General features: G+C 62.7%; 24 protein-coding genes. 12 read left to right on the top strand and 12 right to left on the bottom strand.

The genetic code is table 11. The annotated features are described in order from the left end of the window. Positions 1–283 precede the first annotated feature (283 nt). Complete coding sequence (gene dnaN / locus Q0367_RS06390) at positions 284–1,492, top strand: DNA polymerase III subunit beta (protein WP_297634582.1); 1,209 nt, start codon at positions 284–286, stop codon at positions 1,490–1,492. 75 nt (positions 1,493–1,567) lie between these two features. On the opposite strand, the gene Q0367_RS06385 is transcribed toward dnaN, so the two are convergent. The 6 genes from Q0367_RS06385 to Q0367_RS06360 form a co-directional block, all read right to left on the bottom strand. After that, positions 1,568–2,707 (bottom strand): LysM peptidoglycan-binding domain-containing protein, encoded by a 1,140-nt coding sequence (locus tag Q0367_RS06385; protein WP_298981268.1) that lies wholly within the window; start codon positions 2,705–2,707, stop codon positions 1,568–1,570. Between the two features lie 93 nt (positions 2,708–2,800). Further along, a complete protein-coding gene (locus Q0367_RS06380; protein WP_297634590.1) occupies positions 2,801–4,678 on the bottom strand; it encodes an ABC-F family ATP-binding cassette domain-containing protein in 1,878 nt (625 codons plus the stop codon). A gap of 6 nt (positions 4,679–4,684) precedes the next feature. Next, positions 4,685–5,581 (bottom strand): metallophosphoesterase, encoded by an 897-nt coding sequence (locus Q0367_RS06375; protein ID WP_298981267.1) that lies wholly within the window; start codon positions 5,579–5,581, stop codon positions 4,685–4,687. After that, a complete protein-coding gene (locus Q0367_RS06370; protein ID WP_297634610.1) occupies positions 5,578–6,549 on the bottom strand; it encodes a metallophosphoesterase in 972 nt (323 codons plus the stop codon). The genes Q0367_RS06375 and Q0367_RS06370 overlap by 4 nt, the downstream gene beginning before the upstream one ends. 343 nt (positions 6,550–6,892) lie before the next feature. Beyond that, on the bottom strand, positions 6,893–8,050 hold the full coding sequence (locus Q0367_RS06365; protein ID WP_298981266.1) for an acyl-CoA dehydrogenase family protein: 1,158 nt from the start codon (positions 8,048–8,050) through the stop codon (positions 6,893–6,895). A 74-nt stretch (positions 8,051–8,124) separates the two neighbouring features. Continuing rightward, positions 8,125–9,126: a hypothetical protein gene (locus tag Q0367_RS06360; protein ID WP_297634633.1), complete on the bottom strand. Its 1,002-nt coding sequence runs from the start codon at positions 9,124–9,126 to the stop codon at positions 8,125–8,127. A 563-nt stretch (positions 9,127–9,689) separates the two neighbouring features. Between Q0367_RS06360 and Q0367_RS06355 the strand changes: the two genes are divergently transcribed. From Q0367_RS06355 to Q0367_RS06345, 3 genes are all read left to right on the top strand, one after another. Then, positions 9,690–10,049 carry a hypothetical protein gene (locus Q0367_RS06355; protein ID WP_297634636.1) on the top strand — a complete coding sequence of 120 codons (360 nt, stop codon included), beginning with the start codon at positions 9,690–9,692 and terminating at the stop codon, positions 10,047–10,049. Further along, positions 10,046–11,734, top strand: coding sequence for a gamma-glutamyltransferase family protein (locus tag Q0367_RS06350; protein WP_297634646.1), 1,689 nt, complete (start codon positions 10,046–10,048; stop codon positions 11,732–11,734). The genes Q0367_RS06355 and Q0367_RS06350 overlap by 4 nt, the downstream gene beginning before the upstream one ends. 127 nt (positions 11,735–11,861) lie before the next feature. Then, positions 11,862–13,292, top strand: a complete 1,431-nt coding sequence (locus tag Q0367_RS06345) for a UTP--glucose-1-phosphate uridylyltransferase (protein ID WP_297634651.1) — start codon at positions 11,862–11,864, stop codon at positions 13,290–13,292. Positions 13,293–13,429: 137 nt separating this feature from the next. Here the strand turns inward: Q0367_RS06345 and Q0367_RS06340 are convergent, their stop codons facing one another. The 6 genes from Q0367_RS06340 to Q0367_RS06315 form a co-directional block, all read right to left on the bottom strand. Then, the gene (locus tag Q0367_RS06340) at positions 13,430–14,353 is read right to left on the bottom strand and encodes a cation diffusion facilitator family transporter (protein WP_297634653.1); all 924 of its coding nucleotides are present in this window, start codon (positions 14,351–14,353) and stop codon (positions 13,430–13,432) included. Continuing rightward, complete coding sequence (locus Q0367_RS06335) at positions 14,350–15,543, bottom strand: nitrate/nitrite transporter (RefSeq protein ID WP_298981265.1); 1,194 nt, start codon at positions 15,541–15,543, stop codon at positions 14,350–14,352. The genes Q0367_RS06340 and Q0367_RS06335 overlap by 4 nt, the downstream gene beginning before the upstream one ends. 77 nt (positions 15,544–15,620) lie before the next feature. Beyond that, a complete protein-coding gene (locus tag Q0367_RS06330; RefSeq protein ID WP_297634662.1) occupies positions 15,621–15,971 on the bottom strand; it encodes a hypothetical protein in 351 nt (116 codons plus the stop codon). Between the two features lie 22 nt (positions 15,972–15,993). Next, entirely contained in the window at positions 15,994–16,710 is a 717-nt protein-coding gene (locus Q0367_RS06325) for a hypothetical protein (protein ID WP_297634666.1), read from the bottom strand. Beyond that, complete coding sequence (locus tag Q0367_RS06320; protein WP_297634669.1) at positions 16,685–17,641, bottom strand: ABC transporter ATP-binding protein; 957 nt, start codon at positions 17,639–17,641, stop codon at positions 16,685–16,687. The genes Q0367_RS06325 and Q0367_RS06320 overlap by 26 nt, the downstream gene beginning before the upstream one ends. Positions 17,642–17,872: 231 nt before the next feature. Continuing rightward, positions 17,873–19,252, bottom strand: a complete 1,380-nt coding sequence (locus Q0367_RS06315) for a GAF domain-containing sensor histidine kinase (RefSeq protein WP_298981264.1) — start codon at positions 19,250–19,252, stop codon at positions 17,873–17,875. Between the two features lie 168 nt (positions 19,253–19,420). Here Q0367_RS06315 and Q0367_RS06310 point away from each other — a divergent pair, with 168 nt between their 5' ends. The 8 genes from Q0367_RS06310 to Q0367_RS06275 all read left to right on the top strand — a co-directional run. Next, complete coding sequence (locus Q0367_RS06310) at positions 19,421–20,086, top strand: response regulator transcription factor (protein ID WP_297634683.1); 666 nt, start codon at positions 19,421–19,423, stop codon at positions 20,084–20,086. A 72-nt stretch (positions 20,087–20,158) separates the two neighbouring features. Then, the gene (locus Q0367_RS06305) at positions 20,159–20,602 is read left to right on the top strand and encodes a universal stress protein (RefSeq protein ID WP_297634686.1); all 444 of its coding nucleotides are present in this window, start codon (positions 20,159–20,161) and stop codon (positions 20,600–20,602) included. Between the two features lie 19 nt (positions 20,603–20,621). Then, complete coding sequence (locus tag Q0367_RS06300) at positions 20,622–21,563, top strand: radical SAM protein (protein ID WP_298981263.1); 942 nt, start codon at positions 20,622–20,624, stop codon at positions 21,561–21,563. Positions 21,564–21,796: 233 nt separating this feature from the next. Beyond that, on the top strand, positions 21,797–22,399 hold the full coding sequence (hoxE, locus tag Q0367_RS06295; RefSeq protein ID WP_298981262.1) for a bidirectional hydrogenase complex protein HoxE: 603 nt from the start codon (positions 21,797–21,799) through the stop codon (positions 22,397–22,399). Further along, a complete protein-coding gene (locus Q0367_RS06290) occupies positions 22,386–24,083 on the top strand; it encodes a NuoF family protein (RefSeq protein ID WP_297634703.1) in 1,698 nt (565 codons plus the stop codon). Before hoxE ends, Q0367_RS06290 begins: the two co-directional genes overlap by 14 nt. Positions 24,084–24,150: 67 nt before the next feature. Beyond that, positions 24,151–24,879: a bidirectional hydrogenase complex protein HoxU gene (gene hoxU / locus Q0367_RS06285; protein WP_298981261.1), complete on the top strand. Its 729-nt coding sequence runs from the start codon at positions 24,151–24,153 to the stop codon at positions 24,877–24,879. 3 nt (positions 24,880–24,882) lie between these two features. Next, entirely contained in the window at positions 24,883–25,416 is a 534-nt protein-coding gene (locus Q0367_RS06280; protein ID WP_297634709.1) for an NADP oxidoreductase, read from the top strand. 11 nt (positions 25,417–25,427) lie between these two features. Continuing rightward, positions 25,428–26,392 (top strand): Ni/Fe hydrogenase subunit alpha (locus tag Q0367_RS06275; RefSeq protein WP_298981260.1); only part of this gene is annotated, 965 nt, incomplete at its 3' end.

The raw sequence follows: 26,392 nt of genomic DNA, 5'->3' as shown, positions 1-26,392 counted from the left end.
TGAAGAACTTCTCGCTTTTTCGTCGTCTCTCGCCTTCGCCTTTTTGAGCGTCTATGCTATACTGCCCTCAACCACGATGAAAGGTCGGCCTTGCCACCCAAACCTTCTCATCGGACGAACAAACCAAACGACGCATCCAAGAGAATCAATTCACAGAGCCAATCATGCCTCTTCTGCAGAGTGCGACCAACCCTGAAAAGAGCGCCGCCTTGCAGAGTTTTGCATTCGTATGCACTCAGCAGCGCCGGACGGCGCCAAGTGACTCAAAAAAGCGGAGGACGTTGTGCGGGTAAGCTGTCTTCAAGAGCATCTGGCCAAAGGGCTTTCGATCGTCGGACGCGCAGTCTCCTCGCGCTCCACGATGCCGGTGTTGGGCAACATCTTGATCGAAGCGAACGACAACCAGCTTCGCCTGGCTGCCACCAACCTGGAAATCGGCGTAATCTGCTGGATCGACGCCAAAGTCGAAGACGCCGGGTCGATCACGGTGCCGGCGCGGCTGCTCACCGAATTCGTCAATAGCCTGCCGCCGGAGCGCATCGACATGGAGCTCGCCGTGCGCACGCAGACGCTCCATCTGCGCTGCGCCTCGATCGAGGCGAACCTGAAGGGCATCGACGCCGCCAGCTTCCCCATCATTCCCACGTTCGAGACGATCACCGCCAACGCCGACATGGAAGCGCTGCAGATTGAGCTTGGCTCGGCCGGCCTGCGCAAGATGATCGATCAGGTCGTCTTTGCAGCGTCGACGGACGAAAGCCGGCCCACGCTCACCGGCGTCGAAGTGACCTTCAAAGAGGGTCGGCTCACGATGGCGGCCACCGACGGCTATCGCCTCAGCGTGCGCAGCGCCGCCGTCGAGGGCAGGCTGCCCGCCGCGCCGGTCACCGTGATCGTGCCTGCACGCAGCCTGAGCGAGCTGGCGCGCATCAGCGCCGACGCCGACGAGTCGCGGCCGGTGCAGGTCTTCGTGACGCAAGAGCGCAACCAGATTCTTTTCCAGATTTGGGGCAAGAGCGGCGAAAGCAAAGGCGGCACCTTCCAACGCGTTGAATTGGTCAGCCAGCTGATCGACGCCAGATTTCCCGACTACCGCGCCATCATTCCCAAAACCTACAACACGCGCACGGTTGTAGACACCGCCGCCCTGCTCAAGGCGGTGCGCGTGGCCTACCTCTTTGCGCGCGACAACGCCAACATCGTGCGCATCAAAATCCGGCCCGCCAACGGCGTCAATCCTGGCCACGTCAGCCTGGCGGCCACCAGCGCCGAGATGGGCGACAGCGTCAACGAACTCGACGCCATGGTGGAAGGCGAGGACCTGGAAATTTCCTTCAACGCCAAATACCTGATCGACGTGCTCAGCCAGATCGAAGAGCCGCAGGTCGTGATCGAGACGACGCAGCCGACCCGACCGGGCATGATTCGACCGCTCGGCATCGGCGAGGACGAGTTCCTCCATGTCGTGATGCCGATGCATCCGACGCGGTGACGCCGCGCAGCGTCAATCGCAAAGAGAACGCAAAACCTGTCGATGCGGCGAGCCCCAGAAATTGCCCGTTGTCGGCTATTCCATCGGCGGCGTCTTCAACACCATGCCGACGCGCAGGGCGTCCGGCGATGGGAGAACGTCGCGGTTCGCCTCGAAGAGCGCCTGCACGCGAGCAGGCGTCCCATATAACTTCATCGAGATGCCCCATAAGGTGTCGCCCTCCTGGACGGTGTAGGTGGCGGGAGGGCGCACCCGCACATTGACCGCCGAAACCTCCTCCACCGTCGGCAGACGCTCCAACAGCGCCACGAGCGCCTCGCGCTCTTCAAAGCTGGACACCGTTCCCTCCAGAACCAATCGACCGCCCTCCAGCCGGCCGGTGACCGTTTCCGCCAGTTCGGGACGCTGCGCCTCGATCAGGATCGTTTTCAAATCGAAGGCGGCGCCGGCGAGCAGCGCCTCTAGGCTGGCTGCAGCCAGCGGCTCCAGATTGACTTCCGCCAGGTTGGGGGAGACAAAGGGGGTGGGAGAATTTTCCGGCGCCGGCGTCTCTTGCGGCGTCTCCGGCGGTGCAACCTGCTGCGCAGGGGCGCCCTGTGCGCTGTCCACCCCGATGGACGCCTGCAGCGTCGGCGTCGGCTGAAATCCCAAGCGCGCCGCCCAATCCGGCGACGCTTGCCAGAGTCCCCAGCCGACGACGCCCACCGCCGCCAGCCCGACGATGAAGGCCGCCGTCCGCGTCCCCGAACGGCGCTGGACTGAATGTGACGTCGGGCGCACTTCGTCCATGCTCAACGGCAACAGCTCGTCGTCGGAAAGCGGCGATTCCTCCTCGGCGCGTGCGCCCGCAGCGACGCGCCGCCGCGCCTGGCTCGAGCGCAACAGCCACTCCGCTTCCCCTCGCAACACGTCATCGACCGGAATGGCGGCGACGTGACGCCGCATTTCGTCCAGCCGCCCCATGCGCTTGCAAAGGATCGCCCCAAGCAGGTGCAGCTCAGACGTAGGCTGATACGCCAGCCCGCGCCGCACTTCATACAGGGCCGCCCCCACATCCCCTCGAGCAGAAAGTTCGGCTGCGCGCGTGTAGAAGTAGCGCGAGGCGCTGCGCACGTCGATCAGGCGGCGCAGGTTGGCGCCGCACAGGGCGCAACGATCGGCGTCCGGGCTGATTTCCACGGTGTGACCGCATTGAAAACAGGTAACCGCAAGCATGATGGACTCTTGCCTCTGGACTCTTGTATGGTTGCGATGTGTGCATCGATGATAGACCGCTGTTGCGCGCGAGGCCCTCATGCACCTGTCTGCTCATAATTCGGCCCTGGCGGAGAGCTCAAACCAGCGTTCCAAAGCCGCTTCTAGCCTCTGATCAAGTGCAGTCACCTGGATCGAGAGATCCCGGAGACGCGCGTAATTATCCCCGATCTGCGCGATTTCGTCCAACAGCGCGTTTTTTTGCGCCTCCAGCCCGGCGATCTCCTCCTCCAGCGCCTCCAGGTCGCGCGCCTCCTTCCAGGTCAGCCCTGTGCGCCGGGAAGTGCGTCTGGACGTCGCCGCGGCGCCTGCCATCTGCCTCGGACGAGATGCATGCTCCGCTCGCAAACGTGCGAATGTTTCATACGGCGTCGGATAGCGCGGCCCCAGCCGTCCTTCCTCCATGGCGATCAGAAAATCGACCGTGCGATCCAGAAAATAACGGTCATGACTGACGACGATGAGCGCGCCGTTGAAGTGATCGAGAAATTCCTCCAGCACCGTCAACGTTTCGACGTCAAGGTCATTGGTCGGTTCGTCGAGGAGCAGCACATTGGGCTGATGGATCAGCGTGCGCAAGAGATAAAGCCGCCGACGCTCACCGCCGCTCAGGCTGCCGATGCGCGCCTGGTGCATCGTGCGCGGGAAGAGGAACCATTCGAGCATGTGCGCTGCTTCAACCCGTTCGCCCGTTTTGGTGCGAATGAGCGGCGCTTCCTGTTCGATGAACTCAAGCAGGCGCAGATCGTCGCGCAGGTCGACGCTGCGCTGGTCATAGTAGCCGATGGCCGCCGTCTCGCCCCATTCGATGACGCCGGCGTCGGGAGTCAGTTTGCCCGCCAGCAGATCGAGCAACGTGCTTTTTCCCGCACCGTTTGGCCCCACGATGCCGATGCGGTCGCCGGCTTCGAGGCGGAGGTCGACGCCGTTCACGACGGGCGTCGCACCGAACCGTTTGACCAATCCGCGCGCGTCCAGCACCTTGCGCCCCAGCCGCCGCGACGCCAGTGCGATCGCCACGCGATCCTCGCCGCTGTCGTGCTGAATCTGCATCAGCTCCTCGACGCGCTGCTTGCGCGCCTTCTGCTTCGTGCCGCGCGCCATCGGTTGACGGCGCAGCCACTCCAGCTCGCGGCGCAGCAGATTGCGGCGTTTGGCTTCGGCTGCAGCCAGCCGCTCCTGGCGGGCGATGCGAGCCGCCAGATATTCGCTGTAGTTGCCCGGATAACTGACCAGCTGGCGGCGATCCAGCGCGACGATGCGGTTCACCACGCGGTCTAAAAAGTAGCGGTCGTGCGTCACCATCAGCAGCGCGCCCGGCGCAGCGACCAGATACTCCTCCAGCCAGGCGACGGCGTCGGCGTCGATGTGGTTGGTCGGCTCGTCGAGGATCAGCAGATCGGCGCGGTCGATCAGCGCCCTCGCCAGCGCCACGCGCTTGCGCTGACCGCCGCTGAGCGCGCCGACGCGCGCCGTGAAATCGGTCACGCCGAGCCGGGTCAGGATGGCGCGCGCATGGGCTTCGGCCACCCAGCCGTCGCACCGATCCATTTCGGCGCTCAGGCGATGCAGCGACTCCTGAAGCTGTAGGTCTTGCGGACGCTGTTCGAGCTGCGCCACAACCTGCTCGTATGCGCGCAGCAACTGCATTTGCGGAGAGCTGCTGCGGAAGACTGTCTCCAACACGGTCAGGCGATCATCAAGTTCAGGCTCCTGAGCAAGGTGCTCGATGCGCACGCCGCCCGGAGTCAGCACTTCGCCGCTGTCGGGCGCTTCGAGGCCGGCGGCGATCTTGAGCAGGGTGCTCTTCCCGCTGCCGTTGACGCCGATCAGCCCGATCCTGTCGCCTTCATTGACCAGCAAGCTGACCTCCTGGAAGAGCAGCCGCTCGCCGTATTGTTTGGAGATGCGATTCAACGTGAGCAGATTCATGGGGCGTCAGGAAGCAGTGGCTCGGAGCAGGCCGGAAAACGCCCACTTTCCGGGTGCGTGCTGCGCCAGATACAGCGGCACCGCGCGATCGAGGTCGTTGCGGATTTCGTCGGATTGTTCGCGCAGCCAAATGCCAAAATCGCTGCTGTAGGGTTGACCGGTCTCCGCGGTGAGCAGATGCAGCTCGCCGACGGCGCCGGTGGCCGCCAACATTCCGGACGCTTCATAGGCCGGGCGCAACACGCTGTGGTCATACGCCACGCGGCGAAAACAGGGCTCCCAGCGATGAACGCCGCGCTCCACCACGCCGTCGAGGAGCAGATACTGGGCGCGCGGGTCGCCGTTGTACGGCAACCCCACGCTGCCGCCGTTGAAGATCGTCCATCCGCCGGTGCGCCGCGCCATCGGGCGATGCGTGTGGGCGCACACCACCACCGCTTCGGCCACACCCCTGAGCAACGCAGCGATCGTCGCCTCGTTCATCTCCTGATAAAGCCCTAAGAACATATTCTCCGGCGTCCCATGGAAAAGTCGAATCGGCGGAAAGGGCTTGAAGTCGATGCGCCGCGCAGGAGGCAGCTGTCGCAACGTCTGCAGATGGCGCTCATGCAGCGTAGAGGCAGTCCACCAAAGCGAGCGATAGCGCTGACGGTCGGTGAAGGGCGGCGGGTTGTAAGGCGTGTGGATGCGCGCCGCCACCAGATCATGGTTGCCGATGACAGAAGGCCACCCCAGGTCGGCCAACAGATCCATCACCTCGTTGTTCCAGGGGCAGCGATTGACCAGATCGCCGCCCAGAAAGACCTGATCCGGCGCCTGACTGCGCAGATCGTGCAAGACGGCCTCCAGCGCGGGCAAATTGCCGTGAATATCGGCGAGAAAAGCCAGGCGTACGCGCTTCATCCTGTCGCCCCATTGTAGAGAGGATCATGCAGACGAACGAAATCACGGCGCCCGCTCTCCACGGCGTACCGCTCAAACGTCGCTTCCAGCCCATCGCGGTCGGGGTCCATGCCGCGTTCGTAAGCCCAGCGATAGAAGTAGATGATCTCCGGCGCCGCCGTCACCACTTCCCAGTAAAAGAGCGTCGAGAACACACCGCCCGCCGCCAACATGCCGGAGGTCTTGAACGCATCGAGGACAGGACGCCGGTCGTAGGCGACGTCGAAATGGCGCGCGCGCCAGCCGCCGGGCGCATCGGCGTCGTGCGCCGCTTCCAACACGGCGAACTGGGCTGTGGGTCGTTGATTCAAGGGCAGGCCGACGCTGCCCGGGTTGATCACATGCCAGGTGCGCGGGGCGGCGGGCATCTGCATGTCGCCGTGCGGATGGGCGCTCAATTCGCCGTTCAGCGTAGGCTGCCAACGCACATGGCGGTCGATCTGAACGTGGGTGTGCGCCGTCACGAACGTCTGCTCACGCACTTCTCCCAACGCAACGGCGATCTCTTCGTCGGACTGGGCAGGGTGAAGGCCGACTTTGTTGCGGCCGGGAAGCCCATGCGTGATGCGGATGGGTTGCGTGCCGGGCAGATAGAGCGTGCGTTCGTCCGGCAGCATGGCGAGATAGGCGATCTGTTCGGGTCGCATGCGCGCCGCCAACCAGTGAAGCTGCCCCCAACGCGTGGGGTCCTCGCTGCCGGGAATTGCGCGCGGGGTGCCCAGGTCGAGCAGATAGAACTCGTGGTTGCCGCGCAGCACCACCCAGTCCAACGAGCAAATACAGTCCACAACCTCGACGCTGAACGGCGCCCCGTTGATTAAATCACCGTTGACCACGACGTAGTCCGGCTGAATCTGCTCCAGCGCTGCGAGCACAGCCTCCAACGCGGGTAGATTGCCGTGGATGTCGGCCAGAATTGCTAACCTCATCGGAGAAATTTTCGTCTTCCGATCCGAAAAATAAAATCAACACGCAACGCCGTTTTCCCGTAGGTGCGGCTCCCAGCCGCACATCCTCGACGAATCACAAGATTTTGGGCCATTCAAGGAAGCGCAGCTACGAGCTGCGCCCACGTCACAACGGCGGTTCTTCGGTAGATAGATGCGGCTCCCAGCTGCACATCCTCGACGGATCGCAACGCCGTTTTCCCGTAGGTGCGGCTCTCAGCCGCACATCCTCGACGAATCACAAGATTTTGGGCCATTCAAGGAAGCGCAGCTACGAGCTGCGCCTACGTCACAACGGCGGTTTGCAATCTTACACCTTCTACGTTTACACGCTCTCGCCTTTCAAAATGCTGCGTGCGATCACCATGCGTTGAATTTCGCTGGTGCCTTCGCCGATCGACATCAGCCGCGTGTCTCGATACATGCGCTCGACCTCATACTCGCGGCTGTAGCCATAGCCGCCGTGAATCTGGATGGCGTTGCGACAGATGCGCTCGCTGACTTCGGTGGCGAACAGCTTCGCCATGCCGGCCGCCGTGGCGAAAGGCCGCCCTTGATCCTTAAGCCATGCGGCGTGATAGAGCAGGAGGCGCGCTGCGTGCAGCTCGGTGGCGGCGTCGGCCAGCATGAACTGGATGGCCTGAAAGTTGGCGATGGGTTGGCCGAAGGCATGGCGTTCCTTAGCGTAGGCGAGCGCGCGCTCGTAGGCGGCCTGCGCCAGGCCCAGCGCCAACGCGCCGATGCTGATGCGCCCCTTGCTCAGGGTCGCCAACGTCTGTTGCAGGCCGAATCCTTCCTCTCCGACCAGATTCTCGACGGGCACGCGCACGTTGTCGAAGGTCACGGCATGCGTCGGCGAGCCGTTCAGCCCCATCTTTTTCTCGGGCGGGCCGATGATGACCCCCGGCGCATCCGTCGGAATCAAAATCTGGCTGAGACTGTGGCTGCCGCCGGCCGGGTCGGTGCGACAGAGCGCAATGATGATGTCGGCGATGCCGGCGTTGGTGGCCCACATCTTAGCGCCGTTGATCACCCACGCATCGCCCTCGCGCACTGCACGCGTGCGCACGCCTCCCTGCAGGTCGGAGCCGGCGCCCGGCTCGGTGAGCGCCAGACAGGCGAGGCGTCCGCGACCGGTCGCCAACTGCGGCAACCAACGTCGCTTGAGCGCCTCGGAGCCGAAGTCCACGAGGGGACCAAGCCCCAGATGATTATGCGCCGAGATCGCCAGCGCAGTCGAGCCGCAGCCCCAGCCCAGCTCCTCAATGGCGATAGTGGCGCAGATGGCGTCCAGTCCTGCGCCGCCGTACTCCTCCGGAACCTGCAACCCCAGCATCCCCATCGGCCCCATCTTGCGCACCGCGTCCCAGTTGAACTCGCCCGTTTCGTCGACGTGGCGCGCGCGGGGTCGCACCTCTCTCTCGACAAAGTCATGCACAATGCGCTTAAATTCGCGCTGTTCGGCGGTCAAGTCGAAGTTCATGGCGGCTCCCGGCTGACGGCGTTCCTACAGGGATGCGATTCACTGTTCACCAGTATACTACAACGGGCCGTTTCTCACCCATCCGAGCCGTTTCTCGAAGGCCCACAATCTCGATAATTTTGTTGATTTCTGGCCTCGTCCAGCGTGTACTCGACGCGGTGCACCTCGCCGTTCCACTCGAACTCCACAGCTTTCACCCACTGCTCCCGCCCCAATGACAACAAATACCAGGTTTCTGGGCGAGAGACATCTTGATAGTACAGAATGGATTGACGCTCGGTCACCGGCCTCGAATCTTTTGCACGCCAGCTTACCGTCTCCACGGAGTCCACGACGCCATCCGTGATGATCCACCGCGTTGGACGGTAGACGGGCAAGACCGGCGTGGTGTTGAGGTTTTCGATGGACAGGGTCACTCGGAAGCTGCGATACACCCACTGTTGGACGTTCTCTCCCTCGTCATTGGCGAAGGCGCTCATGCTCTGGATGCATGCATACCAGGGAGAAGAGAAGGTCACCGCCAGATCGCGAGCGCCCGCAGGCCGGGGCGGAATATTTGCGGCGACCGGCAACTCGCCAGGTCGTTGATCCAACAAAAAGGCGGCCACCCATGCGCCATTTTCCAGCTGATACCAATCTCCCGCCTGATTTTGCGCCGTGACGCGCAACGGAGCGCCAGGAGCAGCCACTCCCACGCGGTCGTAGATAGTGCCCGGCCCTCGCCGCAAAATCGCATACTCTTTCGCGCGGGGACCGCTCCACTCCGCAGTCGGCGTAGGAAGCGGCGTCGGGGTCACCGTCGGCCAGACGAAAACGACCGGCGCAGTCGCCGTCGGAGTCGCCTCGGCGTCGACGATCGGCAGGCCGGCGGGAGGCGACCCCACCGCTTCGCTCGGAATCCAGCGGCTGGAGTCAAGTCGGAGCCAGGTGCAACCTGGATTGCAGGCCTGAGCGCGCACTGCGTTGCCCGCCTTCAGAGAGCCGACCTGTTCGGAGCCAAAATCCGGCCCGGCGTACAGAAAAACATCTTGCACCCCAACGACGAAGGGCGCCGCCTCGGTTTTCGGCGACGCCATCCCGACGCTTTCAGTCGGTTTTTCGGCGTTGGATGCCAAGTCGGAGACGTTTCCTATCAACTGATAAGAGATTCCGGTGGAATCAGCCTCCACGCCGGTGGCTTCTGACGCCTCCGATAAGCTAAGATTTTGCAGAGACGAAAATTCATTCGCAACGATATTGGTTGGAGTCAATGGATTTGCAGTAGACTGTGAGGTGTTGGTCCCTGGCTCCACCAAAAACGCTGAAACCATGGAGACGCCGCCGATCAGTACAATGCAGATGATCAAGACGGCCGCCAGAGCAAGTAGAGAGCGTCTCATGTTCTTCTCCTTTTCAAGAAATAGAACCCTACAAAATCTTAAAGAAATTATAAGAGTAAACCATTCTCGAATCAACGAAACAACTAAAAAACGCATTTCGCCAGAATAGCAACAAGAAAGAAAAGCAAACTTTTCTAGAATGAGTGATTTCTCGTTTCAGTGAGGATGTGATTTCATGTTCACTGATGTTGCAAAGAGAGAACGCTGTTGCCTATATGCGAGCGCAACTGCGGCGGTGACGCAAAGGGACAGATAGGAGAATGTGGACTGAAACACTGCTAGGCGTGCCACTGATTTTCTGGGGTCTTCTCTGTCTGGCGATCGCCGTGGGCTACTATTTCTTCTGGCCCAAACCCGGCCCGAGACGACTGACCTCGCGCAGCCTGAGCGAGCACATTGTGCTGCGCTATTTCCACTCGTTGGTGTGGGCGCTGCTCGCCATCGGCGCGTTTCTCGGCGCGTTGGGAGCAGGCGCCACAGGGCGATGGGTGGCGTTGCTGGCGATCCCGGTTTACATCGTCTTTCTGGTCTATGTGATTCGCGACCGCAACAAAGAAGAGGCGGCCCGCGCCGCCCGACGCGCAGGCGCCGGCAACCGCGACATGGGGGCGCCGCTATGAAGATCGACCCAACCTTTCGCTCTCGACGCAGCAACGTGATGGCGACGCGCGGCATGGTCGCCACCAGCCAGCCGCTCGCCGCACAGGCCGGTCTGTCCATCCTGCAGGCCGGCGGCAACGCCGCAGACGCCGCCGTCGCCACTGCAGCCATGCTCAATGTCGTCGAGCCGATCTCCACCGGCGTCGGCGGCGACTGCTTCGCGCTCTATTACGACGCCCGCACCGGCGCAGTGACGGCCCTCAACGGCTCCGGACGCGCGCCCGCCGGCGCCTCCATCGAAGCAATCATCAAACTCGGCTATACGAAAATGCCAACCTACACCGGTCACACGGTCAGCATCCCCGGCGCCGTGGCCGGCTGGTCTGACCTGCTCGAGCGACACGGGCGCATGTCCCTGGCCGAGGTGCTCCAGCCCGCCATCTGGACCGCCGAGCACGGCTATCCGGTGTCCGAGCTGATCGCGCTCGCCTGGCGCACACAGGAGAAAAAGCTGCGCCGCGACCCAGACTGGCAAAGCGGCGACCTTGACAACGGCCCACCCCAACCGAGCGGCTTCGAGCTGCTCATCGATGGCCGTGCGCCGCGCCCGGGCGAGATCATGCGCATCCCCACGCTGGCGGAAACGTTGCGCGGCGTCGCCGCCGAAGGCAAACGCTACATCTATGAAGGGGAATTCGCCCACAAACTCAGCCAACACGTCCAGCGCTACGGCGGATGGATCACGCCGGCCGACATGGCTGCGCATACATCCACCTGGGACGAACCAATCTGGGCCGACTATCGGGAGGTGCGGCTCTATGAGTGTCCACCCAACGGCCAGGGACTGGCCGCCATCCTCGCCCTCAACCTGGTCGAAGGCTATGACCTTGCCCGCATGACGCCCGCCGACCGCCTGCATGTCTGCATCGAAGCCATGCGGCTCGCCTTCGCCGATGCGCAGCAGTGGGTGTGCGACCCGCGCGTGCATCCCATTCCGCTCGACAGGCTGGTGAGCAAGGAGTACGCCGCGCAGCGCCGTCGGCGGATCGACCCTCAGCGCGCTGCACAGCATGTCCCCTTCGGAACGCCGCTGGCCGGCTCGGACACGGTCTACCTGAGCGTGGTGGACGGCGAGGGCAACGCATGCAGCTTTATCAATAGCCTCTACATGGGGACGGGCAGCGGCCTGGTGGTGCCGGGGACCGGCGTCAGCCTGCAAAACCGCGCCAATCTCTTTCAGCTCGATCCGGCGCATCCGAATGCGCTGGCTCCGAACAAACGTCCGTATCAAACGATCATCCCGGCGATGACGCTTTATCGCGAAGGGCCGTTCGCCGGCGCGCTTCACGCCTGTTTCGGCGTGATGGGCGGCTATATGCAGCCGCAGGGCCACCTGCAAATGGTCATCCATCTGGTCGATCTGCACATGACGCCGCAACAGGCGCTCGACATGCCGCGCTGGGCGCTGGCCGGGCCTGAAGCCGGATTGGGCGCAGCAGAAGCGGGCGGCCTAGTGCACGTGGAGGAGGGGTGGGAGTTCGGCGTCCTGGCCGAGCTGGCGCAGCGCGGCCATCATCTGGCGCCGGTGACCGGCTTTGCGCGTTCGCTGTTCGGCGGCGGGCAGATCATTCTGCGCAACCCGGAGACCGGCGTCCTCATCGCCGGCAGCGACCCGCGCAAGGACGGCTGTGCGGTGGGATGGTGAAATCACAACCGCACACAACAAGGTTGAGCGTGAAGGTTGAGCGTGCAAGCTGCATCTATATATCAAAAGCCATTGCTTCAAGACAATTCATCACTCCAATCAAAACAACCATCGGAACAAAGCGATCATGACGACCCATCAGACAACGGCGTCTGCCTTCGCCGCCTTCGAGCGCAAGATGCGCAGCGCAGGACTTTCCCAGACATTCATCGACAATTTTCGCTTTTATTACGAGCAGCTCGTGCAGGGCGCCACCGGGTATATCTCTCGCCAGGAAGCGCAACCTGTGGAAGCGTTGCCCTCCTACCACGAACTCGATGCATCGCTGCAGCGCGCAGGCGAAGAGGCGCTGCGGCGCGCCTTTGTGCTGAAGCTCAATGGCGGGCTTGGCACCAGCATGGGCATCGACGGCCCCAAATCCTTGCTGCCGGTCAAGGGCGAACTCACCTTCCTCGACATCATCGTGCGTCAGGTGCTGGCGCTGCGCAAGCGCTTCGACGTCTCGATCCCGCTGGTGCTCATGAACAGCTTTCACACACGCGACGCAACCCTGCGGGCGTTGGAGGCCTATCCTGAACTCAAAATCCAGGGCGTTCCGCTCGACTTTATGCAACATATGGAGCCAAAGGTCTGGAAGGAAACGCTGTCGCCTGCAGAGTGGCCCGCCGACCCGGAAAAAGAGTGGTGCCCTCCTGGACACGGAGACATTTATCCCGCCCTGATGGACAGCGGCATGCTCTCCACCTTGCTCGATGCGGGCTACGAGTACGCCTTTGTCTCCAACGTCGACAACCTGGGCGCAGTGCTCGATCTCGCCATCCTGGGTCACTTCGCCCACAATCGCATTCCGTTCCTCATGGAGGTGGCGCAGCGCACGCCCGCCGACCGCAAAGGCGGACACCTGGCGCGCAGCAGCGATGGCCGCCTGATCCTGCGCGAGTCGGCGCAATGTCCGCCCGAAGAGGAGGCTGAGTTTCAGGATATTCACCTCTATCGCTACTTCAACACCAATAACCTGTGGATCAACCTGCGCGCGCTGGCGGAGACATTGGAGCGTCGCCATGGCGTCTTGGGCTTGCCGTTGATTCGCAATGAAAAGCCGATCGATCCGACCGACCCGACGACCCCGCGGGTCTATCAGTTGGAGACGGCGATGGGCTCTGCGATCGGCGTTTTTGAGGGCGCGCAGGCGATCTGCGTCCCGCGCAGCCGCTTCGCGCCGGTGAAGAAAAACAGCGACCTGCTCGTGCTGATGTCGGACGCGTATCATCTCAACGAAGATTACACGCTTTCGCTGGCGCCGGAATGCAACGGGACGCCGCCTGTGGCGACGCTCGATGACCGCTACTACCTGCTCTATGAAGCCATGAAGGCGCGCTTCCCGGCCGGCGCGCCCTCGCTGCGCCGCTGCATCAGCCTGACCGTGCGCGGAGATGTCACCTTTGGCGCCAACGTGACGGTCGCAGGCAGGGTCGTCATCGAAGCGCCGGAGGGCGAGCCGTTGCGCATCCCCGACGGCGCCGTGCTCGAAGAGGCGACATCGAGAGACAGATCGTAGAGGGCGGCTTTCCAGCCGCCTCTCCTCGCCAGCTCTGGAGAACAGGAGACAGAAGGAACGCGGCTACGCGCCGCGCCTGCGGGGGTGTCAAAAGGTTGTAGGGATCGTTCATCGATCCAGGCCAGAACTGCGCCCGATCAGCGATCGATCTCGATGTCCTCCATCGAAACGGGGTCTTCGACCGGCTCCAGGTGTGTGAGGATCGTCGTGGGGCCGGGCAGCGCGTTGCGGACGTCGCGCTCGATCTCTTCAAGAAGATTGTGGCCTCGCTGCACCGTCCATTTGCCCGGCACCAACACATGCACAGAAATGAAGCGGCGTTGCCCCGCCTGACGCGTGCGCAGCGAGTGATACTGCACTCCCTGCGGAGCGTATCGGTCGAGAATCTCCGCCACTTGCCGCCGCTCCTCCTGGGGAATCGCCGAATCGAGCAAGCCCAACGCAGAACGACGCATCAACTGCACGCCCGACCAGATGATGTTGGCGGCCACCGCCAGCGCAATCAACGGGTCGAGGATCAGCCAACCGGTCAACGCCACTGCGATCACGCCAATGACCACGCCCGCCGAGGTCCACACGTCGGTCATCAGATGTTGGGCGTCCGCCTCCAACGTGATCGAGTTGTGGCGGCGCCCCGCCTGCATCAGCACGCGCGCCACGCCGAAGTTGATCGCCGAAGCAATCACCGAGATGACCAGACCGACGCCGATGTTTTCCAGCGGCTGGGGCTCCAGAATGCGCTGAATGGCGGTTGCAATGATGCTGTAGGCGGCCAGCAAAATGAGCGCGCCTTCGGCCGCGCTCGAAAAATACTCCGCCTTGCTGTGGCCATAGGCGTGCTCTTCATCGGGCGGGCGCTCGGCGATGGTGAGCAGTAGAAGCGCCAACAACGCCGCCGCCAGGTTCACCAGCGACTCCAGCGCATCGGACAACAGACCGACCGAGCCCGTCACATAGTACGCCAGCCCTTTCAGAGAGATGGTCAAAATCGCTGCGGCGATCGAAAGGTGGATATAGCGCCGCAACGACGGCGGCGCCGGGGAAAGGGCGGGGACGGTCATGCTGCGCTCCTGCGCATCGGCCAGTAGAACATGAGCATGGCGGCGGTGCCGGTGGCCATCGCCATCAGCGCTGCGCTGTAGGCCTCGGGCGGATAGCGGGCGTCGACGCCGGGAAAGAGGCCGATGATCAGCCCCATCCACCATTGCACCAACGCCGCGCCGCCGATGGCGAAAAGGTTGACGGCGGTCGTGGCCTGCCCCGTGACGGCGATAGGGAACACGTAGCGCGGCTGCACCAATAACATGATTGTGAGGCCGCCGCTCAGCCCAAAGAGCGCGCCCACTGGCGCCATCACCGCCGGCGGCGGATGCAACGCCAGCGCAACCTGTGTCGCAATGAAAAGCGCAGCGCCCAAAGTCACCAGGTTCGCCAAGCCCAACCGTGTGCTCAGCCAACCGGAAAGCAGAAAACCGACCGTGACGCCTGCGCTGAGCCACAGCAAGACATTGCCGCGGGTGAGCGCATCGGCTGCATACACGTCGTTGAGATAGGGCCCGGCCCACAACCCCTGAAACGCCAGCAACGTCCCATTGGTGAAAAAGACCAACAACGCTATCCGCCAGAAACGAAGATCGCCGAACACCGTTTGCAGCGCCCGCAGATCGACGGATTGTCCGGGCCAAGGGACGCCGGGCGGCGCGTTGCGCGTTCCCAGCGCAATGGCGGCGGCCACACCGGCGACTGCTCCTGCGCCGACGCCAAAGACGGCGCGCCATCCCACCGTTTCGTTTAACCAAGCCAGCGGCGTGGCCGCGGCCAGTGCGCCCGCCGAACCGAGGCCCACCAGCAACCCAGAGAGCGCCGGATAACGAAGGGGCGAATACCACTGGCTGAATGCTTTCAGCGCGCCCATCAAGACGCCCGCCATGCCCACCCCGATCAGCGCCCGCCCGAGCGCAAGCGCAGCCAGGCTATGCGCAGAGGCGAAAAGCAAGCTGCCCGCTGCGCCGACCAGCATTAACGCCGAGGTGACCCAGCGCGGCCCCAATCGATCCAGCCCAACTCCTAACGGCAACTGAACCGCTGCAAACGCCGCAAAAAAGAGGCCGGTCATCAAGCCCAGCTGCGATGCATCCAGAGCAAGCTCCTGCGCCAGATCGGGCGCAATCACCGCATTGGCGGAACGATAAAAATAAGAAAGGAAATAGGCGGCGGTGAAGATAACGAAGACGCGAACATGCGCAGCCATAGGCTGATGATACGTTTGACGGCCAGGGTGCGCCAAATCGGCCTATCGCTGCGCAGCGGTTTGTCTCACAAGAAGCATTATTCAACGGCCAGGATATGAATCTTAGGGTGCGGAATGGTCTCGAACGAGCCAAAATGCGTCTTGAGGGTGAATCCTTTTTCAAGGTGCGGCTCCTCGACCGCCAGCCGTTTCGCCTGCATCACAGCCCATTCAAACAGGTCGATAAAACGCCCGGCGTTTTGACGTTCATACAGCTCGGTGCTCTCCGTATGCTCAAAAGGAACGGCCAGCCAGTGCACGACGCTTTCGGGATGGATGCTCTTGATCAGGGCGAACTGTTTCTCCTCATCGCGGGCGACGATCACTCCTGGCTCCACGCCGGCGAGGATTCCACAAAACGGACATGCAGTTTTCGTTTCGGTTGTCATGGTTCACGCTTCTCCTTCCTGCTTATCCACTTGTCATGATCATTCGTTCACGGCGCACCGCAATCAACAGCAGAGCGGTCAAAGTGACATCGAGCGTCAGAACCGCAAGGCCGACCATGGTCAAGGAATTGACCAGCAGTTCATCGGAGCCGTCCGGTTGCCAGAAGACCATCGCAAAGGCGATGAGCACCAACACTCCGCCGAACACGGTGGTCAAAAAGAGGGCGAAGCGCGCGCCAGGGGTGTAGAGCGCTATCAATGCGCCTATCGTCACGGCCAGAACGACGCAAGGCGCGCCCACAACCAGCAGCCCCCATGCCAGGGTCGCCGGATTGAGCTGTTCAAAGCCAGCGGCGGGCGCAAGCCATTGCTGGAGGATCACAGGCGCCGCCGCCGCCAGCAGAAGCATCCAGCCGAGCAAAACGGCGGCGCTCATCTTCCCGAGCAAGATGGCCCGCTCCGAAAGACGCGAAGCCAGCAACGTTTCCAGCGTCCGCCGTTCGCGCTCGCCCGCCAGCGATTCGGCGATCATGATGGCCGAGAGCACGAGCGGCAACCCGGCCAGCAGGACGCCCACCATGAGAGGGCCGCGCTCGAAGCGCCCCAGCAGATGCGGAGCGACGGCGCCCCCCGCCAGGATCGGCGCAACCAGCGCCGGCCACACCGCGCGTGCAGCGCCCCACTCTCGCCACTCTTTGACGAAAATCACCCAGCTATCTCGCAACAGGTCTGGCCTCATGTCCATCCTCCACAAACGCTCGATAGACCGCCGCCAGGTTGTCATCGCAGCGCATGACGGAGTCCACATCTGCGCCCGACTCCACCAGCAGATTCACGACGGCGGCGCAGGCGGCCTGGCCTGAAACTTCGATAACCAATCGGTTTTGTTCGTCGATTGCAGCGTGCGTCACGTCTTGACGGCTTTGCACCAGCTCGACCAGCTCCGGCGTGAAACCTCGTCCGGCGATCACCACCCGACGCCTCGCCACCGGCATGCGCGCGATCGCATCCGGTGTTCCAGCGGCGACGATGCGCCCCCGATGCATGATCGCAATCTCGTCGCACAGCGCCGCTTCCGTCGGATCATGCGTTGCGATCAACACGGTCACCCCTTCCTGGCGCGCCAGAGAGGTCAAGTCCGCCCGCAGAAGCTCCCGGTCCACGGCGTCAAGCCCTCCAGTCGGTTCGTCGAGCATCAACAGTTTGGGGCGATGCATCAGTGCGCGCAGAATGGCGAGCTTGTGCTTCATGCCGGGGCTCCAGTCGGCGACGCGTTCGTTGCGCCTTTCCCACAGACCATGATGGCGCAACAAGGCTCGAATGCGCTCGTTGCGTTCCAATGCAGGAAGATGCCAGATGCGCCCAAAGAGATCGAGATTCTCGAACGCCGTCAGATTCTCGTAAAGGCCCGGCGACTGCAACACCACGCCTGTACGCGCCCGGATCGAGTGCGCGTTGGTGCGCACGTTGTAGCCCAGCACCCACGCCGCGCCGTACGCAGGTTCGATAAGGCCAAGCAGCAGGCGGATCAACGTTGTCTTTCCCGCGCCCATCGGCCCTAGCAAACCGAAAATAACGCCCGCCGAGACCGAGAGATTGACCCGGTCTACAATGGTTTTGGCGCCGACTGTGCGGGTGAGTTGTTCGGTGAGGATGGCTGGCGACGGCACAAAACCCCTTTCACCGTTGCGCGCATTGCCACGGAAAATTGCAAGGCCAGGCGTGCTCTGGCGCTCAAAATGCTCGTTCTCCTGTCAGAGTATGGAATTCTCCACCGAAAAAAACCAGGGGCAGGTGTCACCTTGACGCGGTGACAGATGTTGTTCATTGCGAGGCCGACGTCTCCACCCTATCGCCGACAAGTCCAAACGACGCCGGCGCGCCTCGCACGTCGGCGTCGATCATCCTTCGCGCTTTTCGATGGGCGCAGTGACCGAGAGGCGAGCGCCGGCGCCGGGCGCGCTCTCCAACCGGAACTCGCCGTGCAGCCCGCGGGCGCGCGCGCGCATATTGCGCAGACCGTTGCCTTGGGCGCGGCGCGCCGCATCGGGATCCATGCCGGCGCCGTCATCCTCGATGCACAACTGCAGCAGCCCTTCGTAAAAACCGAACTGAATCGTCACATGACGGGCGGAGGCGTGTTTGCGCACGTTCGCCAGCGCCTCCTGGGCCACATGAAGAAATTCATCGGCCTGTCGGGCGGTGCAGACATTGGCGGCTCTCTCGTCGATTTCCACGGAGACGGAGAGCGCCGTGTCATTGCGCAGCTCCTGCGCCAGCGCCTCCAAGCCCTGACGGATGTCGCGCCCGCGGAAGCGCTGTGGGCGCAGATGTTGAATGTAGCTGCGGATGTCGGCGATCACCTCGTTCAGACCGTTGATGGCGGCGCCGATCACCTCGCGCGTTTGCTCCGGCGAAGTGTCGATGCGGTGGCGCGCGTCATCGAGCAACAGGCCGATGGCGTAGATCGACTGGATGACGCCGTCGTGCAGGTCCATGCCGATGCGCTCCCGCTCGCGCAGCACGGCGATCTGCTGGTTCTCACGGTACAGTTGAGCGTTCTCCACGGCGATCGCCGCCTGCACCGCAAACATGGACAGCAGCTCCTGATCTTCGGCGCTGAATTCGCCGTCGATCTCGCCGCCCGAGGGCAGCGAGATGCGTTTGTCGGCCAGGTAAAGATTGCCGTACACCTTGCCTTTCGAGCTGATCGGGACGCCGACCAGCGTGCGCATCGGCGGGTGCCCCTCCGGAAAGCCGACGGAACGCGGATCGGCCAGAATGTCCGCCAATCGAATCGGACGGCCTTCTTTGCTCATCACGCCGAGCACGCCGGCGCCGCTCGGAAGGTTTGGCAGTCGGCTATGAAATTCGGGAGTGAGGCCGGAGGTGTAAAACTGTTCGACCGTGCGCCCGTCCGGCCCCAAAACGGCGAGCGCGCCGTAGCGCGCGTTGACCAGCTTGCGGCTCTGATCGACCACCTGCTGCAACACCTTGCCAATCTCCAGCTCCGTCGTCAACGCCAGACTGGCCTGACGCAGCGCCTCCAGATGCTCGCTGCGCCGACGAATTTCCGCTTCGCGGCGCTCCAGATTCACGGCCACCCAGTTGGCGAAGAGGGTGGCGCCGACGGCGATGATCGCCAGCTCGATCAAGGTGGCCAGCCACGAGACGGGATGATCCCAGATCCACGTGCGCACGATCGCCCACAAAATCCATGAAGTCAGTGGAACCAGCACCCCAAGCCAGCGAAGGGAACGCGTGTCGATTTGATTGATCATGTATGCAACCGTTGCCTTTGATTCGTTCTCTATGGAACTCCGCCCTTGTCGACGCTATGTTATAATGAAAACGGCATCGAGCGTCGTTGTCAACAACGGGCAGTGGAGACCAACATCCATCATCATCATCCATCATGGCGTCCGTCATCCTTTACCGAACAACAGCCTATGCATGTCCGAATCTTGCTCGTCGACGATCATGAAATCGTCCGCCTTGGACTGAAAGCCCTGCTCTCCCGATATCCGCATTTTGAAGTGATCGGCGAGGCGCGCGATGCCCAGGAGGCGCTGGAGCAGACGCTGCGCCTGCAGCCCGACGTCGTCGTGATGGACATTCGCCTGCCCGGCAAGAATGGCATCGAAGCGACGCGCGAGATCATCGCCGCGCGCCCGGAGACCAAAGTCATCATGCTCACCTCCCATGCGGACGACGACGTGCTTTTCGACGCCATCGCCGCCGGCGCCAGCGGCTATGTGCTCAAGCAGATCGGCAGCGACGACCTGGTGCGCGCCCTGGAGACCGTGAGCCGCGGCGAATCGATGCTCGACCCCGCCATCACGCAGAAAGTCTTTCAGCGCGTGCGCGAAAGCGCGCGCCGCGCCGAAGACGAATACTTCGCCACGCTGACGGAGCAGGAGCTGAACATCCTTGCGCTTATCACCGAAGGGCTGACCAATCGCGAAATTGCGGAAAGAATCTATCTCAGCGAAAAGACGGTCAGAAATTATGTCAGCTCGATCCTCTCCAAACTGGACCTGTCCTCGCGCGCCGAGGCTGCAGCGTACGCAGTGCGCCATCATATTCACGACCATCTTCCAGGGCGCTCGGCATAACCTCTGCATGCACCGCGCTGCGGATGTCGACCAACACGAACCCTAAAAACACGAACCTTGAGGAGGCTCTCTATGTACAGGACAATTCTCGTGCCGTTGGACGGTTCGCCTCGCGCCGAAAAGATTCTGCCTCACGTCGTCTCGTTGGCGACCAAGTATAACGCCAAAGTGGTGCTTTTGCAGGTGGTCGAACCGATCGTGGCCATGGTCACCCCATACGATATGGTCCCTTACGTCGACAAAGAAGCAGCTGACCGCGTGTTGCAAGAAGTCAAGAGCTACCTGGCGGCCAAAGAAGGCGAATTGCGCGGGCAGGGGATCGAGGCGAAGGCGGTGGTGGAAACCGGACCGGTTGTGAGCACCATTCTCGATGTGGCCGAACGCGAGCAGGCCGACCTCATCGCCATGGCCAGCCACGGTCGCACGGGGCTATCGCGCGTCTTTTACGGCAGCGTGGCCGCCGGCATTCTGCAAAAGGCGGACCGCCCGTTGCTGTTGATCCGCGCTCAGGATTGAGCGTCCCTGAGAACAGCATATGCAATACGTTTACGGTCCGGTCCCGTCGCGCCGACTGGGGCGTTCGCTAGGCGTCGATCCCATTCCGCTCAAGACCTGCAACTGGAACTGCGTCTATTGCCAGCTTGGCCGCTCGACGCCGCTCACCAATGAACGCCGGGAATATGTCCCGCGCGAGGCGATCCTGGAGGAAATCAAAGAGGCGCTGGCGCATCATCCCGACGACATCGATTTTATCTCCTTCGTCGGCTCGGGCGAGCCCACGCTTCACGTCGGGCTGGGCTGGCTGATCCGCAGCGTCAAGGCGCTCACCGCCATCCCCGTTGCGGTGATCACCAACGGCGCACTGCTCTATCGCGCCGACGTCCAGGAGGACCTGCTGCCCGCCGACGTCGTCATGCCAACCGTAAGCGCAGGCTCCGCCGAGCTGTACAGGCGCATCCATCGGCCGCACCCGGAAACCACCTTTGAACGGCTCATCGAGGGGCTGACCGCCTTCCGGGCGCGCTACAGAGGACGGCTTTGGGTCGAGGTGATGCTGATTCGCCACATGAACGACGACGAAGAAGCGCTGCGAGCGCTCGCCAAAACGCTGGCGCAGATTCAGCCGGACCAGGTGCACATCGTGTTGCCCGAACGTCCGCCGGCCGAGCCATGGGTCGAGCCGGCGGACGCCGAGGGGCTGTTGCGCGCCGAAGCCATCCTGGGGCCGATCGCCCAGGTCGTCCATCCTTTCACCAACTCCGTTCATGTGCACGACTACGCCTCGCCAGAAGAGGCGATCGTCGGCATCGTGGCCCGCCATCCCATGAGCGAATCGCAGCTGATCCAGGCGCTCAATCTGTGGTCATCCGAAGAAGTCATGGCTGCGTTGCGCCGGCTGGAAGCAGCCGGCGCAACGCAGCCGGTGGAGCGCCTGGGCGTGCGTTTCTGGGCGGCGGCCAACATGGTCTTCCCATAACGAGCATCGTTCCTGGTCAGTTGACCAGGAGAAGCGTCCTTCGTGTGTCCAGGACAATATCTCACCCTGCGCCTGTGGCAAAATCGTTCACTTCCCTGTACCCTATGAGGGTCAGATGCTGGTGAATCAGACGTTGGTGAAATAGACAAGCTCCTGTCACAAATTCTCTTTCCGGCGCAGAGCCGGTCAATCTGCGGCGCTCTTGGGCGTCGTTTTAGCAATGCGAGGGATGTATGTCAGTCAAAACCAGTCCACCGCCTCGCGCCAGGCCGCAGGCTGCGAGAGAACATCCAAGCGGCGACCCGCGCTTCAACCTCATTGACCGCACGCTCAAGCGGTTCAGCTATCAGCAGGACGCGCTGATCGAGGTGCTGCACACGGCGCAGGAAACGTTTGGTTTCCTGAGCGACGATCTGCTGATCTACGTGGCGCGTCAACTCAAGCTGCCGCTGAGCTGGGTCTATGGCGTGGCGACCTTCTACCACTTCTTCACGCTCAAACCGCAGGGAAAGCACACTTGCATCGTCTGCATGGGCACCGCCTGCTACGTCAAACGCGCGGCGGAAATCGTAGCTGCGCTGCAGCAGGCGTTCCATGTCGAACCGGGCGGCACAACTGCGGATGGTCTCCTCAGCCTGAGCACGGCGCGCTGCCTTGGCTCCTGCGGCCTGGCGCCTGTCCTCGTGCTCGACGGCGAGGTGCTGGGGCGCGAGACGCCGGAAAGCACGCTCGAGCGCGTGCGTCAACTGCTTCTGACGGAGCGCTCAGAGGCTGCACCCTCTGCAAACGGCGACGCTGTGCATGTGACAAACGGAGGCATCCATGAACCGATCTGACCTTGAAGCCCTGGCCCAGCGCGAGCTTCAGCGTCAACAGGCGTTTCGCTGTCGCATCCTTTGCTGCGCCAGCACACCCTGCCTTTCATCGGGCGCTACGGCCGTCTACGACGCCATCAACGCTGCGATCAAAGAGGGGGAGCTGGACGCCGAAGTGCAGGCCGTCTCGACCGGCTGCATGGGGCCGTGCAGCCGCGGGCCGATGGTGACCGTTCAGGTCAAGGACGAGGGCGAGTTCATCTATGAGCACGTCTCTCCTGAAGTCGGACGTCAGCTTGTCACTTATCATGCACGCAGCGCAGCGTCCCCCGCTGAAGAGTTGCCCGAACCCTTGCGCACGCGGCTGTTGCCGAGCGACATGCCCTTTTTTGCCAAACAGAAAAAGGTCGTGCTCTCCAACAGCGGCCTGATCGACCCTGAACGGCTCGAGGATTACGTTGCGCGCGGCGGATACGCCGCACTGGCTCACGCCCTGCGCGAGATGACGCCCGAGGAGGTCTGCCGCGAGATTATCAACAGCGGCCTGCGCGGGCGCGGGGGCGCCGGCTACCCGACCGGCCTGAAGTGGGACATGGTGCGCAAAGCGCGCGGGGACAAAAAATATGTCATCGCCAACGGCGATGAAGGCGATCCCGGCGCGTATATGGATCGCACGCTCATGGAGTCCGACCCCCATCGCGTGCTGGAGGGCATGGCGATCGCAGGCTACGCCGTCGGCGCCGACCAGGGCTACATCTATGTGCGCGGCGAATACCCGATTGCAGCCAAGCGGCTGGAGCGCGCCATCCGCACGGCGGAGCGCCGCGGCCTGCTCGGCAGCCGCATCCTCGACAGCAACTTCAACTTCCGCATCGACGTGCGCATCGGCGCCGGCGCCTTTGTCTGCGGCGAGGAGACGGCGCTGATGGCCTCGATCATGGGGCGCCGGGGGCAGCCGACGCCGCGTCCCCCTTATCCGGCGCAAAGCGGGCTGTGGGGCAAGCCGACGCTGATCAACAACGTCGAGACCTTCGGCAACATTGCGCCCATCATTCAGAACGGCGCCGAGTGGTTCGCCTCGATCGGCACGGCGAAGAGCAAGGGCACCAAAATCTTCGCCCTGGCCGGCAAGGTCGCCACCACAGGTTTGATCGAAGTGCCGATGGGCATCACCCTGCGCGAGATCGTCTACGATATCGGCGGCGGCATTCCCAACGATCTGGCATTCAAGGCTGCTCAGACGGGTGGGCCGTCGGGCGGCTGCATCCCTGCCCAATATCTCGATACGCCGGTCGACTACGAGAGCCTGAAGGCGCTCGGGTCGATCATGGGGTCGGGCGGGCTGATCATCATGGATGAACACTCGTGCATGGTGGACGTCGCCAAGTTCTTCATGGAATTCTGCATGGACGAAAGCTGCGGCAAGTGCGTCCCCTGCCGGGTGGGAACGGTGCAGATGCACCGCCTGCTCGAGCGCATCACCGATGGCAGCGCAACCCTGCAAGACCTGGAGACGCTCAAAGAGCTGTGCGTGATGGTCAAAGAGACCAGCCTGTGCGGCCTCGGTCAGTCGGCGCCGAATCCGGTGCTGAGCACCATTCAATACTTCCTGGACGAATACGAGGCGCATATCCGCGAGCGGCGTTGCCCGGCGGGCGTCTGCACGCTGGAGAAGACGCCGGTGACGGAGTGGGTGCATGCATAAGCTCCAATCTCAGAGTTTCGGCCATCTAAACCCGGAGATTGGATAAGCGCTAAAGGAGACGAGCTGTATGTCCGTTGTAACTTTAACCATCAACGACGAACTGGTGAGCGCCCAGGAAGGACAGACGCTGTTGTCGGTGCTCCAGGAGCGCGGCATCGAGGTGCCGACGCTCTGCCATCTGGATGGATTGAGCGAGCGCGGCGGCTGTCGGCTCTGCATGGTGGAGATGGAGGGCACCGGTCGCTTGCAGGCGGCGTGCGTGACGCAGGTGCAGGAGGGCATGGTCGTTCATACCCACAGCGAACGGCTGGTCAAGTATCGCAGGATGATCCTGGAGCTGCTTTTTTCAGAACGCAATCACGTCTGCGCCGTCTGCGTCATGAACGGCCACTGTGAACTTCAGTGGGAGGCCGCCCAGATCGGCATGGATCACGTGCGCTATGAATATCTCAATCCCGACCTGCCGATGGATGCCAGCCATGAACGCTTCGTGATCGACCATAACCGCTGCATTCTCTGCACGCGCTGCGTACGCGTCTGCGACGAGATCGAAGGCGCCCACGTGTGGGACGTCATGGGCCGCGGGGTCAACAGCCGCGTGATCGCCGATCTCAATCAGCCCTGGGGGACAAGCCAAAGCTGCACAAGCTGCGGCAAGTGCGTTCAGGTTTGCCCAACCGGCGCGCTTTTCAGCAAGGGCGCCACTGTGGCGGAGATGGAAAAGCAGCACAACTTCCTGCGCTGGATTCTGGATGGGCGCGAGAAAAAGATCTGGTCCTACGAGAATGGGAAGTGACCTATGCCAAAAGTAAGATTCGCCACCGCCTGGCTCGGAGGCTGTTCGGGCTGCCACATGAGCTTTCTGGACCTCGACGAGAAGCTGATCGACCTCGCCGATAAAATTGAGCTGGTCTACAGCCCTATCGCCGACGCCAAGGAGTTTCCCGAAAATGTGGATGTGACGCTGGTCGAAGGCGCCGTCGCCAACATCGACAACCTGAAGCTGGCGAAGGAAATTCGCGCCCGCAGCCGGTTGGTCGTCAGCTTTGGCGACTGCGCCGTGACGGGCAATGTGCCCAGCCTGCGCAACAAACTCGGCGTCGACGACGTGTTGACAGCAGTCTATCACGAGGGGCCGGGTCGCCACCCGACGGGCGGCGATGAGATCATGCCCCGCTTGCTGCCCAAAGTCCTGCCGCTGCACCAGGTGATCCATGTGGACGCCTTTTTGCCGGGCTGCCCTCCCGACCCTGACCGCATCTGGGCGGCGGTGAGTGCGTTGCTGGCCGGCGAGCCGCTCGTGCTCGAACCAGAAATGCGAACCTTCGGTTAATGGAGCGGATTATGAGCAAAACAATCCTGATCGATCCCGTCACGCGCATCGAAGGGCACGCCAAGATCACCATCCATCTCGATGAAGATGGCCAGGTCGCCGACGCGCGCTTTCATGTGACGGAATTTCGCGGCTTCGAGAAATTCTGTGAAGGGCGCAGCTTTTGGGAGATGCCGGGCATCACGGCGCGCATCTGCGGCATCTGCCCCGTCAGTCACCTGATGGCCTCCGCCAAGGCGGGCGACGCCATTCTCGGCATCCACATTCCCCCAACGGCGGCCAAGCTGCGCCGCCTAATGAACTGGGCGCAGATCGTGCAAAGCCACGCGCTCAGCTTCTTCCACCTCAGCGGCCCCGATCTGCTGCTAGGCATGGATTCCGACCCGGCCAAACGCAATCTGATGGGGCTGGTCGAGAAATATCCAGATGTGGCGCGCAACGGCATCCGCCTGCGCCGCTTTGGACAGAAAGTGATTGAAATCTTGGGCGGTCGCAGCGTACATCCGGCCTGGGTCGTGCCGGGAGGCGTGCGCGAGCCGTTGAGCGATGAGAACCGCAGCAAGATTCGCCGCATGTTGCCGGAGGCGTTCGACATCGTCGGCCTGGCGCTGGACATGCTCAAAGATTCGTTCGACCACTTCCGCGATGAAGAGGCGATGTACGGCAACTTCCCCAGCCTCTACATGGGCCTCGTCACGCCGGACGGCGGCCTGGAGCACTACGACGGGCTGCTGCGCGTGGTCGACAGCGACGGCGCGGTTCTGGAGGCGGGGCTGCCTCCTGCGCGCTTTCGGGAAATCCTGGGCGAGGCGGTGGAGCCTTGGAGCTATCTGAAGTTCCCGTATTACAAGCCAGCCGCCATCCGCGAGGCGCAGGGGGGCCGTTCAACGCTGCACTACCCGGCCGGGATGTATCGCGTCGGCCCGCTGGCGCGGCTCAACGTCTGCGACTTCGCCGGCACCCCGCGCGCCGACGC

The sequence above is a fragment of the uncultured Caldilinea sp. genome, from assembly GCF_937128415.1.
Taxonomy (GTDB): domain Bacteria; phylum Chloroflexota; class Anaerolineae; order Caldilineales; family Caldilineaceae; genus Caldilinea.
Note: the sequence above shows the minus strand (reverse complement) of the source record. Positions and strands in the feature narration are given on the sequence as shown.

Excerpts from the sequence above, each read along its gene's own strand:
- hoxU (WP_298981261.1), top strand. The coding sequence starts at position 24,151 with ATGTCCGTTGTAACTTTAACCATCAACGACGAACTGGTGAGCGCCCAG.
- Q0367_RS06375 (WP_298981267.1), bottom strand. The coding sequence starts at position 5,581 with ATGAAGCGCGTACGCCTGGCTTTTCTCGCCGATATTCACGGCAATTTG.
- Q0367_RS06355 (WP_297634636.1), top strand. The coding sequence starts at position 9,690 with ATGTGGACTGAAACACTGCTAGGCGTGCCACTGATTTTCTGGGGTCTT.
- Q0367_RS06335 (WP_298981265.1), bottom strand. The coding sequence starts at position 15,543 with ATGGCTGCGCATGTTCGCGTCTTCGTTATCTTCACCGCCGCCTATTTC.
- Q0367_RS06290 (WP_297634703.1), top strand. The coding sequence starts at position 22,386 with ATGAACCGATCTGACCTTGAAGCCCTGGCCCAGCGCGAGCTTCAGCGT.
- Q0367_RS06365 (WP_298981266.1), bottom strand. The coding sequence starts at position 8,050 with ATGAACTTCGACTTGACCGCCGAACAGCGCGAATTTAAGCGCATTGTG.
- Q0367_RS06315 (WP_298981264.1), bottom strand. The coding sequence starts at position 19,252 with ATGATCAATCAAATCGACACGCGTTCCCTTCGCTGGCTTGGGGTGCTG.
- Q0367_RS06350 (WP_297634646.1), top strand. The coding sequence starts at position 10,046 with ATGAAGATCGACCCAACCTTTCGCTCTCGACGCAGCAACGTGATGGCG.
- Q0367_RS06360 (WP_297634633.1), bottom strand. The coding sequence starts at position 9,126 with ATGGCGTCGCCGAAAACCGAGGCGGCGCCCTTCGTCGTTGGGGTGCAA.
- Q0367_RS06345 (WP_297634651.1), top strand. The coding sequence starts at position 11,862 with ATGACGACCCATCAGACAACGGCGTCTGCCTTCGCCGCCTTCGAGCGC.
- Q0367_RS06340 (WP_297634653.1), bottom strand. The coding sequence starts at position 14,353 with ATGACCGTCCCCGCCCTTTCCCCGGCGCCGCCGTCGTTGCGGCGCTAT.
- Q0367_RS06305 (WP_297634686.1), top strand. The coding sequence starts at position 20,159 with ATGTACAGGACAATTCTCGTGCCGTTGGACGGTTCGCCTCGCGCCGAA.
- Q0367_RS06280 (WP_297634709.1), top strand. The coding sequence starts at position 24,883 with ATGCCAAAAGTAAGATTCGCCACCGCCTGGCTCGGAGGCTGTTCGGGC.
- Q0367_RS06330 (WP_297634662.1), bottom strand. The coding sequence starts at position 15,971 with ATGACAACCGAAACGAAAACTGCATGTCCGTTTTGTGGAATCCTCGCC.
- Q0367_RS06385 (WP_298981268.1), bottom strand. The coding sequence starts at position 2,707 with ATGCTTGCGGTTACCTGTTTTCAATGCGGTCACACCGTGGAAATCAGC.
- Q0367_RS06325 (WP_297634666.1), bottom strand. The coding sequence starts at position 16,710 with ATGAGGCCAGACCTGTTGCGAGATAGCTGGGTGATTTTCGTCAAAGAG.
- Q0367_RS06380 (WP_297634590.1), bottom strand. The coding sequence starts at position 4,678 with ATGAATCTGCTCACGTTGAATCGCATCTCCAAACAATACGGCGAGCGG.
- Q0367_RS06370 (WP_297634610.1), bottom strand. The coding sequence starts at position 6,549 with ATGAGGTTAGCAATTCTGGCCGACATCCACGGCAATCTACCCGCGTTG.
- Q0367_RS06310 (WP_297634683.1), top strand. The coding sequence starts at position 19,421 with ATGCATGTCCGAATCTTGCTCGTCGACGATCATGAAATCGTCCGCCTT.
- Q0367_RS06300 (WP_298981263.1), top strand. The coding sequence starts at position 20,622 with ATGCAATACGTTTACGGTCCGGTCCCGTCGCGCCGACTGGGGCGTTCG.
- hoxE (WP_298981262.1), top strand. The coding sequence starts at position 21,797 with ATGTCAGTCAAAACCAGTCCACCGCCTCGCGCCAGGCCGCAGGCTGCG.